This window comes from Lacipirellula parvula (genome assembly GCF_009177095.1).
Taxonomy (GTDB): domain Bacteria; phylum Planctomycetota; class Planctomycetia; order Pirellulales; family Lacipirellulaceae; genus Lacipirellula; species Lacipirellula parvula.
Map to the genome: position 1 here is coordinate 3,534,980 of NZ_AP021861.1, position 14,038 is coordinate 3,549,017.

Annotated in this window: 8 protein-coding genes; 5 read left to right on the plus strand and 3 right to left on the minus strand. The window is 62.0% G+C overall.

All coding sequences use genetic code 11. From position 1 onward, the window contains the following. Positions 1-83 precede the first annotated feature (83 nt). Complete coding sequence (locus tag PLANPX_RS13885; RefSeq protein WP_152099312.1) at positions 84-1,700, plus strand: FAD-dependent monooxygenase; 1,617 nt, start codon at positions 84-86, stop codon at positions 1,698-1,700. Here PLANPX_RS13885 and PLANPX_RS13890 read toward each other — a convergent pair. Continuing rightward, the gene (locus PLANPX_RS13890; RefSeq protein ID WP_152099313.1) at positions 1,638-2,315 is read right to left on the minus strand and encodes a DUF642 domain-containing protein; all 678 of its coding nucleotides are present in this window, start codon (positions 2,313-2,315) and stop codon (positions 1,638-1,640) included. The two genes, PLANPX_RS13885 and PLANPX_RS13890, sit on opposite strands and share 63 nt — an antisense overlap. An 846-nt stretch (positions 2,316-3,161) precedes the next feature. Between PLANPX_RS13890 and PLANPX_RS13895 the strand changes: the two genes are divergently transcribed. From PLANPX_RS13895 to PLANPX_RS13910, 4 genes are all read left to right on the plus strand, one after another. Continuing rightward, positions 3,162-3,656 carry a chemotaxis protein CheW gene (locus PLANPX_RS13895; RefSeq protein WP_152099314.1) on the plus strand — a complete coding sequence of 165 codons (495 nt, stop codon included), beginning with the start codon at positions 3,162-3,164 and terminating at the stop codon, positions 3,654-3,656. A gap of 56 nt (positions 3,657-3,712) precedes the next feature. Continuing rightward, positions 3,713-5,311: a methyl-accepting chemotaxis protein gene (locus tag PLANPX_RS13900; protein ID WP_152099315.1), complete on the plus strand. Its 1,599-nt coding sequence runs from the start codon at positions 3,713-3,715 to the stop codon at positions 5,309-5,311. Between the two features lie 817 nt (positions 5,312-6,128). Further along, on the plus strand, positions 6,129-7,640 hold the full coding sequence (locus PLANPX_RS13905) for a hypothetical protein (protein WP_152099316.1): 1,512 nt from the start codon (positions 6,129-6,131) through the stop codon (positions 7,638-7,640). A 132-nt stretch (positions 7,641-7,772) separates the two neighbouring features. After that, positions 7,773-9,170 carry a vWA domain-containing protein gene (locus PLANPX_RS13910; RefSeq protein WP_152099317.1) on the plus strand — a complete coding sequence of 466 codons (1,398 nt, stop codon included), beginning with the start codon at positions 7,773-7,775 and terminating at the stop codon, positions 9,168-9,170. Between the two features lie 42 nt (positions 9,171-9,212). Here the strand turns inward: PLANPX_RS13910 and PLANPX_RS13915 are convergent, their stop codons facing one another. Then, positions 9,213-13,388, minus strand: a complete 4,176-nt coding sequence (locus tag PLANPX_RS13915) for a M56 family metallopeptidase (RefSeq protein ID WP_152099318.1) — start codon at positions 13,386-13,388, stop codon at positions 9,213-9,215. Continuing rightward, a complete protein-coding gene (locus tag PLANPX_RS13920; RefSeq protein WP_152099319.1) occupies positions 13,378-13,779 on the minus strand; it encodes a BlaI/MecI/CopY family transcriptional regulator in 402 nt (133 codons plus the stop codon). The genes PLANPX_RS13915 and PLANPX_RS13920 overlap by 11 nt, the downstream gene beginning before the upstream one ends. Positions 13,780-14,038: the final 259 nt, after the last annotated feature.

The window sequence follows — 14,038 nt, forward strand, 5'->3', positions numbered from 1 at the left end:
TCACTGCCGCCATGTGTTAAACTTCAACTATTCACTTCGATAGATTCCCTCCCGCCGCCCCTGCAGTTCGCCTCGCCGCTCACATGCCCACCGAAACAGAAGTCCTCATCGTCGGCGCCGGGCCGACTGGTTTGCTCCTAGCCGCCGAACTCCAGCGCCGCGGCGTTGCTTGCCGGCTGATCGACGCCAATCCCGAACCGCTCCACTGGGATCGCGCCACCGTCGTGCACCCTCGCTCGCTCGAAATTTTCGAGTCGCTCGGCATCGTCGAGCCGCTGCTCGCTGCGGGCGTGAAGCAGCGCCGCGCCCTCATCCACTCGGCCGGCAGCGTGCTTGGCGATATTGATCTTGCCATCTGCGGTAGCCGCTATGGATTTAATATTGGCATCTCGGAGGAAGTGACCGAGACAATCCTCACCGGGTATTTGGAGCAGCTCGGCGGCCATGTGCAGCGTGCGTCGCGGTTGATTAATCTCGAACAACATGCCGACGGCGTGCTGGCGACCGTCGATCACAACGGCGCGACGGAGCAAATCACCGCCAAGTGGGCCGTCGGCTGCGACGGCGTTCGCAGCGTCACGCGGCAGCTGAGCGGCATCGAACTCACTGGCCACGATCAGCCCGATCCCTGGGCCGTGTTCGACACGACGATCGCCGGCTGGCCTCACTCCTACGAGGCGAACTACGCCTACCTCGACCAACCGCCAGTGATTCTCACGGCGCTGGCCGGCCGGCGATGGCGCGTTTACTTGCGGCCGACTTCCGAGCAGTCGGACCTCGAAACCGATGCGGCGGCGACGTTGCAGCAATACTTGCCGCAGATTTCGTTCACAGACGTTTCGCACCCGACGCGATTCCACTGCCACACGAAGGTCGCATCGCACTACCGATCGGGCCGCGTCTTCCTCGCCGGTGATTCGGCCCATGTCTGCTCGCCTTCGCAAGGCCACGGCATGAACAGCGGCCTGCAAGACGCTTTTAATTTAGCGTGGAAATTGGCACTCGTTTGCCAAGGCCGCGCGGCCGAGAGCATCCTCGACAGTTACGAAGCCGAACGCCGCCCGGTCGCCGAGATGATCACCGCTTCCGGCTACGCCTTTGAGCAAGCCCAGTCGATCACCGACCCCGCCGAACGCCGCGCGCGCGACGAGGAACTCCGCAATATCTTCTCAAACCCGACCACTCGCCACCATGAATCGATTGCCGAGGCGGAACTCGACATCGAATACTGCGCCTCGCCGATCGTGATGGGCGACCGGCACGACGCGCTCGCGCCGGGCCACCGCCTCCCCGACACAATCAAAATCCGACACGGGAACGGCGCCGCGGCCCTGCTGCACGAGTTGGCCCATCGCCCCGGCCACACGGCGATCGTCATCGCTGCATCGCCGACAGCCGCTGAACGTGCAGTGCAACTCGCCGCGACGATCGAGAGCAACGGCGGAAGTTTACTAGTCGAATCGACGGCAACGTTCATCGCCAGCGACACAGACTTGCACTCGCACGCGCAACTCACTGCCGCTGCCGCCAGCCAACTCGGCGTGAACGACCTCACCCTGCTGCTCATCCGCCCCGACGGCCACGTCGGCCTGCGGGCCAATCGCGATCATCTTGAGGCGTTACGCGCCTACATCGAGCTACTTGGGTCGGGACGCGACAGTCCGGCGCCAGCGCGGCGCGACCGCCCACGCCGCCGCTAACCACAACACAGCGGGCTCCGGCACCAACGTTACCGAAACATTATCAATCGCCGGCCCGCGCGTGGAATTGAATGGATCGAGGCTCGCAAAGAGAAGCCGCTCCGTGGCGTTCGTTGCGACGAATATCATGTTTTCGGTCCGCCATCCCATGTTCGGAACCAACGCCGGCGTAGGCCAATGGTAGGGTGCGACGTCGAACTCAAGATCTGTACTTACGCCAGCAATCGAGACGCGCAGATTTTTCACGTTGTCCGCCGTTCCTACTGGGTCGCCATTAACATACGGGTTGCCGCTCAACGCGAAGCTCAACAGGTAGGAGCTGCCAACGTTCAGACCGCCGACGTCTTGATACATCGAAGCATTCGTCACCCCGTTCAGGTCGATGCTCCGACTCCCGTCCGCAGCCGGCCATTCGACGTTAGTGACGATCTCAAGATCGTTGCTGGCCACGGTCCAGCCTGGCAGAGTCGATCCGTCGGGTGCATTGATTGTGAGCAGTCGACCTGGGATGGGAGGTCCTTGCTCGAAGCTGCCGTTCGTCACCAGATTCGCTCCCAATGCATTTCCGGTTGCAAGGACCGCCGTGAACAGCAGTGATCGTATCGCCGTCTTCATGAGCGTACTCCTGTGAGAAGCCAACAATCTGATCGCCGCGCGAAGACGTCGATCAATTTTGGGAAGTAGCAACCACGGCAAGCCCCTCAGCCGGAAGATAAAACGGTTCCTCGAGAGAGTGCATCGCCGTCGCTATTTTTACTTCACCAATCACTTAGTCAAGTAACCCGACTTTTAACTCGCCTATTGTCACAACAATAATTTCTGAGACTGCTAAAGCTATAAAGGAATCGCACTAGCGTCATCACCCCTCAGTGAATGGTTACGGCTAACGCTGAGACAAGTCAGCACTTAGTACCTGTCGGCTGCTTCGATCGCGCGCCGCTGCGCGAGATGCGATTAGGGAAATAGGCAGCATGGGTACAACGGCCAAATTGCAGTCTGTCGCAAAATACGCCACCACACACTGTCGATCCGATCGACACGCAACCATTCTCCGTCGGCTCCTTGCTCATTAGATATGCGCAGCAAGGCCTGAACTCTGCGCAACGCTTGCGCATCCGCTCGTTGCGACTTCTTTACAACATCGCGCGACGCCTTCATCGTGCGCCACTCCGCTTTCAGCTCACGTCGCTGACTCGCGGCCAACAGACCATCGGCGCCGCTGGCGACGCAGCGTCACAATCGTCGCCGCTGCCGCTCAGCATATAATTGGCGCCGGATATCTCTTATACGCGCATACCCGCAATCGACGATAGCTCGCTTCGCGTAACGGCGAGCGTACTGTTAGGGCATCGCCAAGCTATTGAGCTGCGATTCAATTCACTGTTCGCCGTGGCAATCCATCGATTGCCCGGTTCGCTCGCGGCGTGCGCTTGCGACGGCGAACGGTAAACGGAGGATGCGATGCAAGACGACTATTCGGCCGCAGAGTTGGATTTGGCCCGAGAAAACGGGCAGTTTTTAACTTTTACCCTTCAGAGCGAGGAATACGGGATTGAGATCCTACAGGTGCAGGAAATCAAGGGCTTCTCGAAGATCACGCCGATTCCGAACGCTCCGCCGTTCGTGCGCGGCGTGATGAATCTACGCGGCACCGTGGTGCCGATCATCGATCTTCGCGCTCGGTTCGCGATGACGGCGAAGGAGTACGACCAGTTCACCTGCATCATCGTGGTGAACGTCGGTGCGCGCGTCGTCGGCCTGGTGGTCGACACCGTTTCCGACGTGTTAAACATCCCCCATGGTTCCATCTCCGATCCGCCGGAGTTGACCGCCGTCGGCGATGCGTCTTGCATCACCGGTATGGGGAAGTTGGGCGATCGCATCGTGATGTTGCTCGACACTGGGCGACTCGTTGGAGTCGAAGAAGCCGGGTTGCCGGCGCTTGAGGCCGCATAGCGTTTGCGTTGCAAATTTTTCGGTTTTTTTCTCTCACTCGATACAGGATTATTGTCATGAGTTGGTTTAAACGGTTGAGCGTCGGCGCCAAGCTGTTCTCCGCGTTTCTGGCGCTCTTGCTGCTCATGGGCGTCATGGGCTCAGTTTCCATTTGGAAGATGGGCGCTCTCAACGGCAATTGCACGGAACTTTCGACGAACTGGATGCCTGGCATCAGCGCGGCCAACGCTCTAAACACGGCGACCTCCGACTTCCGCATTCAAGAGTATCGCCACCTTGCCGCTGCGACCCCGGAAGCAACGGCTCAGGTCGACAAGAATCTCGGCGAACTCCAAGCCACCTGCGAGAAGAGCATGGAGAACCTCGTCGCTGCTTGCACGCTGGAGGCGGAGCGAAAAATCCTCGACGAACTGAAAGGCGTGTTGAACGCCTACTTCGCCGAAAGCGCTCGCATCATGAGCCTCTCGCGCGAAGACAAGAAGGAAGAAGCAGGGGCCGCTCTCGACGGGCAGTCGCAGCAGCTGGTGGCCAAGCTGAACACGCTCATCGCCGACGACATCAAATTCAATCAGCAAGGGGGCGATGAAGAAGTCGTCAAAGCGCAGGCCGGTTACACCGTCGGCCGCAACGTGACGTTGATCGTCTTGGCGGTCAACGTCGTTCTTGGGCTGGGCCTCGCGATCTGTATCAGCCGCTGGTTCACCAAAGCGATCGTCGAGGTCGACGACATCTCGAACAGCGTCGCCTCCGCCTCGCAGCAACTGGCCGCGGCGAGCGAACAGCTGAGCTCTGGCGCCCAGCAATCGGCTTCGAGCCTGGAAGAAACCGCTTCGTCGCTGGAAGAAATTACCGCGACCGTCCGCCAAAACGCCGACAACGCCGACCAGGCCAACCAACTCGCGAACAGCTCGCGTGAAACGGCCGAAAAGGGTGGCGCCGTCGTCGCTCAGGCCGTCGACGCCATGAGTGAAATCAACCGCTCGTCGCGGAAGATTGCCGACATCATCACGACGATCGACGAGATCGCGTTCCAAACGAACCTGCTCGCTCTCAACGCCGCGGTCGAGGCCGCTCGTGCCGGCGAACAAGGTCGTGGCTTCGCGGTCGTCGCCGGCGAAGTTCGCAACCTGGCTCAGCGTTCGGCGACTGCCGCCCGCGAGATCAAGGGACTCATCGAAGACTCGGTGCAGAAGGTTGAAACTGGTTCGGAACTGGTCAACAAGTCGGGCGAGACCTTGGGCATGATCGTTACGAGCGTGAAGCGCGTGACCGACATCGTCGCCGAGATTGCCGCTGCCAGCCGTGAGCAAACGGTCGGCATCGAGCAGATCAACAAGGCGGTCGCTCAGATGGACCAAGTGACGCAGTCGAACGCCTCGCAAACCGAAGAGATGAGCGGCACCGCCGTAGCTCTGTCGGGGCAAGCGGAGCAGCTGCAAATGGTCGTGGCTCAGTTCAACCTGAACCGCGATGCGAAGCAGACGACGAAGCCCAGCTACGCCCCGCAGGCGACCGCTGCCAAGCCAAAAGCCCCAAGCTATTCGACGCCGAGCAAGCCGGCCAAGCGGAAGGCTGTCAAGGCGACCAGCAGTCGGGCGGAAGAGTTCGAACTGGTCGGCGCCGGCGCTGGGCACGGCGGGTTTGAAGAGTTCTGAGCCGAGTAAGTTCTTCCTCAGCAACGTCGACCCTCGGTCCGCTCGCTCGCGGGCCGAGGGTTTTTTATTCGCCGTTCGATGGAAGTCACTGTCTCCGCCGGCAGACGGCGAGAAATACGGCCAACCTGCATTTCGTCCACCGGCAGAGCTGGTGGTTTTATGGGGACAGTCCCGATCGTGAACATTTCCTGCATTACCAGCCGCCCCGCCGCGACAGCCGCCATCGATGCGATGTTGTCGAAGGCGCGTACCAGCTACTTCACCACGTTCAATCTATCAACCGCGGCTTCACACGCGAATCAGCGAGCACGCCAATCCGGGCCGCCCACTACCGCGGTTTCGCAAGGACTAGGGAAATCTTGTTGACTCCTCCGTTGAGCAGTTCGCCCCTTCGATAGCGGCGGCCGCTCGTCGAAATTACCCGGCGCCGGCATCTCCATTTCCGCCGTCGGCTGCTGGCGAAGGAAACGCCGGCCACGCCGGTGCGCGCCGGCGTGCTCGTTTCTGCAGGCGTGTGAACTAGCACCGCATGCTGCCAGCGGTCGCGCCTCCGGGTGATGGTTAGCCCCAGTTGCCGCCCTGGTAGGCGAGTACGCCGACTTGAGCCACCCGCCGCCCGCATACTCTCCCCAGCTTCGCATCCGCGTCTGCAGCCACTCAGTCGCCGGCCAAACCGCAACGTTTCCCCCATTTTCTGCTGGCGACCCCCGATTCCCGCCTGTTAGGTTATAGGAACCGCCGTCGCCTCGCTCGCGCTGCTAATTCCCATGCGGCCGCGGGGCGCACCACCTCCCATGCTCCCTCGGGAACATCGCCTGTGCTCACCAACCTTCTGAATGGCGCCGCCGGGATTTCGAATCATCTGGCCGTCGTCATTGGCGTCAGCATGGTCTTCTTTGCCGTTCAAACGATTCTCAGCATGAAGCTCTACGCTCAGGCGTGGGATCAGAACCGGATGCTTCGCCAGTTGCTACGCGAGCTCGACAATGGCGAGAGCGGCCGGCCGCTGGCGAATGAGGCGGTCGTCGACTTCGCCTGGCTCGACTGGGTGCTGCGGGTCTTCCCGGCGAGCGGCGAACAACGGCCGACGAACTTCACGCGCGAAAACGCCCTCGAAGAACTCGACACCCGCGTCGGAAGCGAGTGGGCCTACCTGCTGCTCCAGCGGATGGGCATCATGGCGCCGCTGCTCGGCGTGGTGCTCACCGTCATCGGGTTCTACTGGCTCGAAGTCGACAACGCTGGCGACCAATCGCTGCAGACGATTCTTGCCGCCGTGACGCCGCTCATTTGCGGCGTTGGCGCCGGGGCCATTCTCGCGTTGATCAATCAAGTGCTGCTGCAAGGCGTCGGCGGACGGATCGAGCGGCTCCGCATGTCGGCCCGCACCTGGTTCGACGCCGTCATTTGGCGGAACGTCGCCCACGGAGCGCCGAGCGAGGCGATGCGGGCGATCGGCGAGATGGAAACGTTTGCCAGCATCCTCGTCGGCACGGCCAAGCGGCATGCCGAGAGTTCGGAGCAAATCGGCCACTCGACCGCGCTGCTCCAACAGGCGGCGGCGCAGTTCGAGCGAATCATCGGCGGCATGAAGGGCGAGATGCAAGGCATCCCCGCCGCGCTCGGCGTCATTCGCGACGCAACGGCCGCGTCGGCTCAAGCGTTGCAAGATTTGGCGCCTGCCGGCGAACGGGCCGTCGCCAACCTCGACGTGTCGGTCGCCGCGTTCCGCACGACGATCGACCAGCAATTCAACGAAGCGGCGAAACTCCACCACGCGGCAAGTCAGTCGCTCGCCGCGTCGGTGGCTCACATTCACTCGTCGAGCGAAGCCCTCGCCGCTCGCACCGAGCAGTTCAACGGTTCTGCGGCGGAAACAGCCCGCTCACTCGCACAGATCGATGCGTCGCTCACCAGCGCTGCGACGATGCTCGCCGCCGCGAGCAATCGCATTCAGTATGCGATCGAGCACGACGCCGGCCCGGCACAGTCCGCGCTGCATGGCGCCGCGAGTTCCGTTGCCCAGTCGGCAGAGAAGCTGTCGGGCTTCGTCGAGCATGGCATTCAGCCCGCCGCGCACGATTTGGCGACGCTCCACCGCTCACTGCAGCAACTGCAGGGAACGCTCGCGTCGATCGAACGGTTCAGCGCGTCGCGCGAAGACGTCGACAAGCTGATCGCCGCTCTCGGCCAAGCGGGCAGCATCGCCGACGCGATCGCCGCGCTGCCCGAGCAGATTCGCGAGCTGATGGAACAGAACGTCGAACACCACGGCAGTCTCACCGTCGCTCGTCACAAGAAGACCTGGCTCTACAGCCGTCCCCGCTGATCATTTAACTGTGGGAGGCGTCTCCGACGCCGATTTCGCTTACCACTCGATACCATTCCGATTTACGCACGCCGCTTCGGGGTCGGAGACCCCTCCCACAAATATTCAGGTCGTACGCCTGGAGCACTAAGCATGCATCTTGAACGAGTCACCTCGCGATCGAGCGAAGCCGGCCTGGCTGGTTGGATCGCGAGCAACGACGTGACGCTTTTCACCATGGTGTTGGTCATGGTGATCGCCATCTTTTTGCATTCGAAGCTCAACAAGGGCGCCGCCGAACAGAACGCACTCGCGAATCAGAATACCGCGATCTCCGCAACCCTCGCCGCAACGGCCCGCGAACTCGAATCGGCTCGGCAACTGCTCGCCGAAAGCAAAGACCGGCTGACACTCACCCAAGCGGAGCGCGACCAGTTGCAGGCGAAGCTGGTTGAAAAGCTCACCGCCTTGGCGGAACTCAACGCCAAGCTCGACGCCCTGGTCGCCGAGAAGAGCGAACTCTCCCGCCAGCAGAAGACGCTCCTCGCCCAGAAGGAAGCGCTCGCCAAAGAAAAGCTAGCGATCGAAGGCGCCCGTGATACGGCGAGCGCCACGAACGTTTCGCTGCAGTCCGAACTCGAATCGCTCACCGCGAAACTCGCCGAGAAAATCGCCGCCCTGGAAGAAGTCGAAGCCCAGCGCGACCGGCTCACCAAGCAAGCCACCGAGTTGACGACGCTCGTCACGGCGCTCAAGACGCGCCTCGAAGAGATGAACGTCGACGTAAGCGCTGCAAAGCAACTCGCCGACAAAACAGCTGAGGACCTGCGGGCCCAAGCCGCCGCAGCCGACAAGAAGGCCGAGGACTATCTCGCCGATTTGAAGCGGGCCACCGAGATGCTCGCCACGCTCAAACTGGAAAAGCAGCAACTGCAAACCGAACTCACCGCCGCGGAACGCAAGCGTCAGGCCGAACTCCTCGCCGAAGCGGAAAACAACCGCGCCCTCGTCGGCCTCCGCGGGCCGATGCGGAAAGTGGCGATCCTCTTCGACGCCTCCGGCAGCATGCGGCAAGAGGGCGCCGGCGGCAGCGACCGCTGGAGCGAAGCGCAAGAAATTACCGCCACGTGGCTCAAGCATCTCAACGTTCAAGAGTGCGTGCTGATCGTTTACTCGACCGACGTCCGCACGTTCCCGCAAGACGGCAAGCTCGCTAGCCTTATGGGCGAGCAGGGGGCGCTGATGCGCGACCTGCTGCTGCAACAACTCTCAACCGTCTCTCCCGGCGGCTGGACCGACACGCACGCCGCCTTCCAAAAGGCATACGAATACGACGTCGACACGATCCTGCTCCTCTCCGACGGAGCGCCGAGCAAAGTTGCGTCGGGCGTCTACCAGGACGAACTCGCTCAGCAGATCTACCAACTCTGCCGCCAGCACGCCGGCATCCCGGTCAACACGATCGGCCTCGGCAACTATTTTGACAAAGACATGTCGAACTTCTTGCGAACCGTCGCCAGCCTCACCGGCGGCGCCTTCCGCGGCGAATAGCGGCAACGCCCATCAAAGCCACCGGCTCTTACCAACGCAGCTTCAGTCAAACGCCTTAGCAAGCTCCGCCTCCATCGCACTCCACTCGGTCGTCGACGCCAGCAGCGTTCCGTCGGGCCCAATGAGGTAGTACGTCGGTACGGAGCTGAGCGCCAACTGCTTCGCGAGATCGGACTGGTCCCCGAGATAGTTCTGGGCCCAACTCATCCCTTCGCGCTCAGCGATCCGCTTTCCAGCTTCGGGGTCGCGATCGAGGTTAAGCCCAACCGCCGTAATCGGCTGCTGCGCCAACCGATCGACCGTCGCCTTTAGTTGCGGCATACTCTCCAAGCAGGGCCCGCACCAACTCGCCCACGCATGCATTAACACGTGCCGCCCCTTGAGATCGTTGACGTGCAGCTCTCTCCCGTTCGCATCGACGAACTTGAACGCCGCCATCGATTGCCCAATGCGCGGCCCGCTACGGCAGGGAACTTCGATCTCGCCGATCTCTTTGAGGCCCGCCGCCGCGTCGGCCTCGGTCACCTCCACGGTCACGACCTTCTCGCCAATCGTCTCGACCAAGCACCCGGCGGGCTGCTCGTAGAGCCGCAGCACAAGGTCGTACGTTCCGGGCGGCACGCCGTTGACGCGGAACGCCCCGTCGGGCGTCAGCTTCACAAAATAGCTGCGACGAGTCGACTGCCAGTCGTTGCTGGCGGGGTCGAGAAACCAGCTCGCTTCGACCGGCTTTGTCGGATCGAAACTAGGCCGCGGCAACGCTTCCGGAAACTCGATGCCGTGGTCGCGGCTGATGAGGTAGCTGAGCGACCAATTCTTGTCGAGCTTGTCGTTCTCACGCCCTGTCGCCACGACGCGGCCGGAAATCGCCCCCCCCTCGCCGCCAAGTGCCACCGTGCGGCGTTCGCCTGGTTGCAAATCGAGCGGCTCCGACTGACTGGAGGCAAGCGGCGATTCTCGCCATGGCCCCAGCAGCGCACTGATAGAACTCGGCGCCGGCGCCACTCGCTCAAATTCGAATCGACCATCGCCATCGGTCAGCGCTTGGTAGTTTCCTTGGATACGCGGCTCGCCAAGCGGCGGCTCCCCGATTGCGTACAGGAGGACCCGCTCGTTGGCCACCGGCTTGCCTGCTTGCAGGAGTTGCCCCGAGACGTTCGCCCAAGGTTGTAGGGCGATGGTCCCGATCGGCTCGTCGGGTTCACGGGCGATCTCTGCGAACCCTAGCGAGTCGTGAAATATTCGAAGCAGGTACTTCTCGCTAGTTGCACGCAGCTGAAAGCGTCCTTCGCCATCCGTTTCAATTTGTCGACTGCCGAAATCAACCTTGTTCCGATAGATCGACGGGACGATACTCACCGTTGCTTCGACGACCGTGGCTCCCGCGACCGGCTTGCCCGCTGCGTCGACAACCTCTCCTTGCCGATCTGGTGCAGGCTCCAAGGCGAAGTCCTGCGAGACTTGGCCGTCCTTCACGCCGTAACTCTGCTCGCTCACTTTGGAGCGGTAGCCGTCGGCCTCGACGCGGACGCGGTAACGGTACGAATCGGAACCTCCGCCTTCCAACGGCAACTCGTAGGCGCCGTTGCTTGCCGACTTGAGATGATCGAGTCGCGAACTCAGATGGCCAGGCTGGAACTCAATAACCGGAGCGACCGAGAACTTCTGAATCGGTTCTCCCGTGCCGGCGTCTGTCACCTTTCCCGCAGCGAGTAGCTGCTTTGCCAACTCGACGACGTGCGGTGCGCCCTCCGGCTTGGCGACCAGCGTTGCCGACGTGGCTGTATAACCCTTCGCGGAGACATTGTACGTCACCGCATCCTCCGGCGCCCAATCCCAAACGTAGAGGCCATGTTCGTCCGCGTGCCGCGGGATGTGCGATTCCGGCACGTTCGGATGCTTTTCGTTGTAGATGGCATCGACGCCACGCCACGGACCGATGCCGACGTAGGCATTGGGGATCGGCTTGCCATGCTGATCGACGACCTTAAGCGTCACGCGGTGTCCGGGATTCAGTGTGAAGTGCAAGGGCGGCAACCCCGGGCGTACGCGGACTTGGCGTCGCTGCGGAGCATAACCAGGTGCGAGAACGGTAAGCCATCGTTTTCCCAACTCGAACGGCTCCGTTTCAAACTGACCCTCCTGGCCGATCTGGCATTCGTTCACGCCATCCGCGAAGTAAGTATTATCGCTCCAAATGACCAGTCCCTTGGTCACTGCCCGGCCCTCGAGATCAGTAATCGTTCCCACAACGGGCACGCCGCGCCGCATGACGACCTTCGCCGTCGCGTCTCGCAGCTGAGCAACTGTCACGCCATTAGTTCGCTGCAGCTCGCCCCAGTTTTCGTCGCTGATGTAGTCGTCATGAAGGAATTTCAGTTGGAAATCGAAGTCATCGCCTGGCGTCGCTGCCGGCGCGCAATTGATCGACCAGCGTCCCTCCTGATCGGTCTGAGCGGGCCCGCCGCTAAAGTCCTCATCCGTCAGCCAGGTACAAGTCGTTGCGCGTGGGTTTGGTCCCCAATTTGGTTCGTCGTCTTGAACACTGACGTCAATGCGCACCCCAGCAATCGGCTTGCCATCCACGTCGACGACTTGCCCTCCTAATTTCGTCCCGCGTTGCAGTTTGAAATGGTATTTAGCGGGGATCAGCTTGCCGTCCTCGTGCGTTCCCTCAGCAAAATTCGTAAACGCCGGCACATAGCCGGGCGCTGAAGGGAAAAACCGCAGAATATTCAACTGTTGTGGAACGGCCACTTTCATGACGCCGTCTTTGTCAGCGACATACGTCTTGGTTGGATAGGCTCGCTTCCCTTCCAACTCCCAGATCGATGCCACCATCCTCGCGTCAGGCAACGGCGCCCCCGCTTCATCGGTGATAAGCACCTCCATGATCCGGCCTTCGGGATCGGGGGCTTCGCTCGTTGGCGTTTCTTTCGAATCCGCCGCTGGCGGAGCAGCTGCTGGCGCGTCGTCTTTAGCCGACGACTTGGCTCCGGCAATCTTCGTCGACGCTTCGCGGGCTGCTGTCGTCGCCGTTTCCTCCGCCCGCGATTGCAGGCGAACCGTTCCCACCAGCGTCGCCGCCGCAACGGCAGCGGTAAGGAGCGTGCGAATCGCCCGCTGCGACAGTGCGACGCGGTTGCGGGCGCGATCGAGAATCGCCAGAATCCGCCGCTCGACGTTCGCGCCGCGGGCCATCCCCACCGCCAGCGCCCGCCGGCGATGGCAATAAACGCGAGCCACTTCCAACAGCACGTGGGCGTAGTCGCTCGGCCGCTGGCCGGCGGCGACCACCATATCGTCGCACGCCAGTTCGCGGAGCTTCCGCATTTGCGCGAGCCCGAACCAAGCGATGGGGTTAAAGAAGTGCAGCGTGCCCACCACGCCGGCGATCGTTTGCGTCAGCACGTCGCGCCGCTTCGCGTGCGATAACTCGTGGAGGAGCACCATCTCACACCGCTCGTCGCTCCAAGCAGCGGCGCCCGCCGGTAGCACTACCTTCGAAGCGGCGATCCCCGCCACCAGCGGCCCTTCGGCGCCCGCGGACTCCAGCAGGCGCGCAGCGCCGCCGAACTCCAATCGCCGCGCTGCCGCCGCGAACCGCTCCAGCAATCGTTCGTCAGTCACTGCATGGCACTTGCGTAAGAAGCTGCGCAGCTGCCAGCCGCGCCAACCACTGCGAATCGCAAGCAACGCGACGCCCGCGAGCCAGCAGACAAACGCCAATTGGGTCCAAGAGACTGGCACTGTCTGAGCCCTCGCGAACGCGGGGGAACTGAAGCTTGGCGACGGCGGCGACGCGGAGGGTGCAGGCTCAGCATCCGGCCCACTCGCTGGCAACATGCCGCCCTGTGGGGAGCGCCCTGCAAATCCAATGTCGCGTTGCCGGTCGTTCTGACGTTGCGAATCGGCTCGCTGCGAATCAAATCTCCCAGCCTGCGAATACCCGCCGCTGCTCGCCGCGTTAGTTGGCAACGACGCCGGCAAAATGGCCAAATTCCACCCCGGCGCCGCGAGCGCGATCAACGGCAGCACGAGGCAAACGCAAAACCCCGTCGTCCAAACGCCATGCTGCAGCGCTGCGGAACGACGCCGCAAGCCCCACGCGACTAGCGCCGCCGCGAACAGCACCAGCAGCGACTTCACCGCCACGTCGACAAGCAATTCGCCGCCCACGGCGACGAGGCGGTTGAGCGATAACAAATCACCGACCATGTTCCGTCTCCTCGTGGCGTGCACGTTGAATGGCTTGTTCTAGACGGTCGAGATCTTCCGCCGTCAACTTGGCCGCCGTGTCGTCGATGAGCCCCGCGAGCGCATCGCCCGGCGAACTTGGAAAAAACGTTTCGATTAGTCCCCGCAGCGCCGACCGCCCAACCGATCGCGGCGATTTTACGGGCGAGTAGAGATGCTTCACGCCGGCCCGATCGCGGCGCAAATGGCCCTTGCGCTCCAGATGGCCGATCATCGTTCGCACGGCCGAATAGCTGGGCGGATCGGTGAGCCGCTCCCGCACCTCGGCGACCGACGCCTTGCCGAGCTGGTAGATCACTTCCATGATCTGCTGCTCGCGGGCGGCCAATCCTCGACTCGCTTTCTTCGCCATTTCAGCCTCGCAATTGCGGTGAGAGCGACGCCCGACGAGTGTCACTCAATTAACACGTGCCAATTTATTGACACATTGCGACCGGAGTCAAGGCGATTTGCTGAATTCTGTAGAAATGGCGACCGCGTCAAAACTTACAGCTTTCCGGGTAGAAGCCATCACGAGGTGCTTGCCGACGTGCCCAGTGCTCCGTCCGCCGGCAGAGCCGGTGGCTTCTAATTTCGTTTGAGGCATTGAGCACTCGCCGCTGACCGTAACG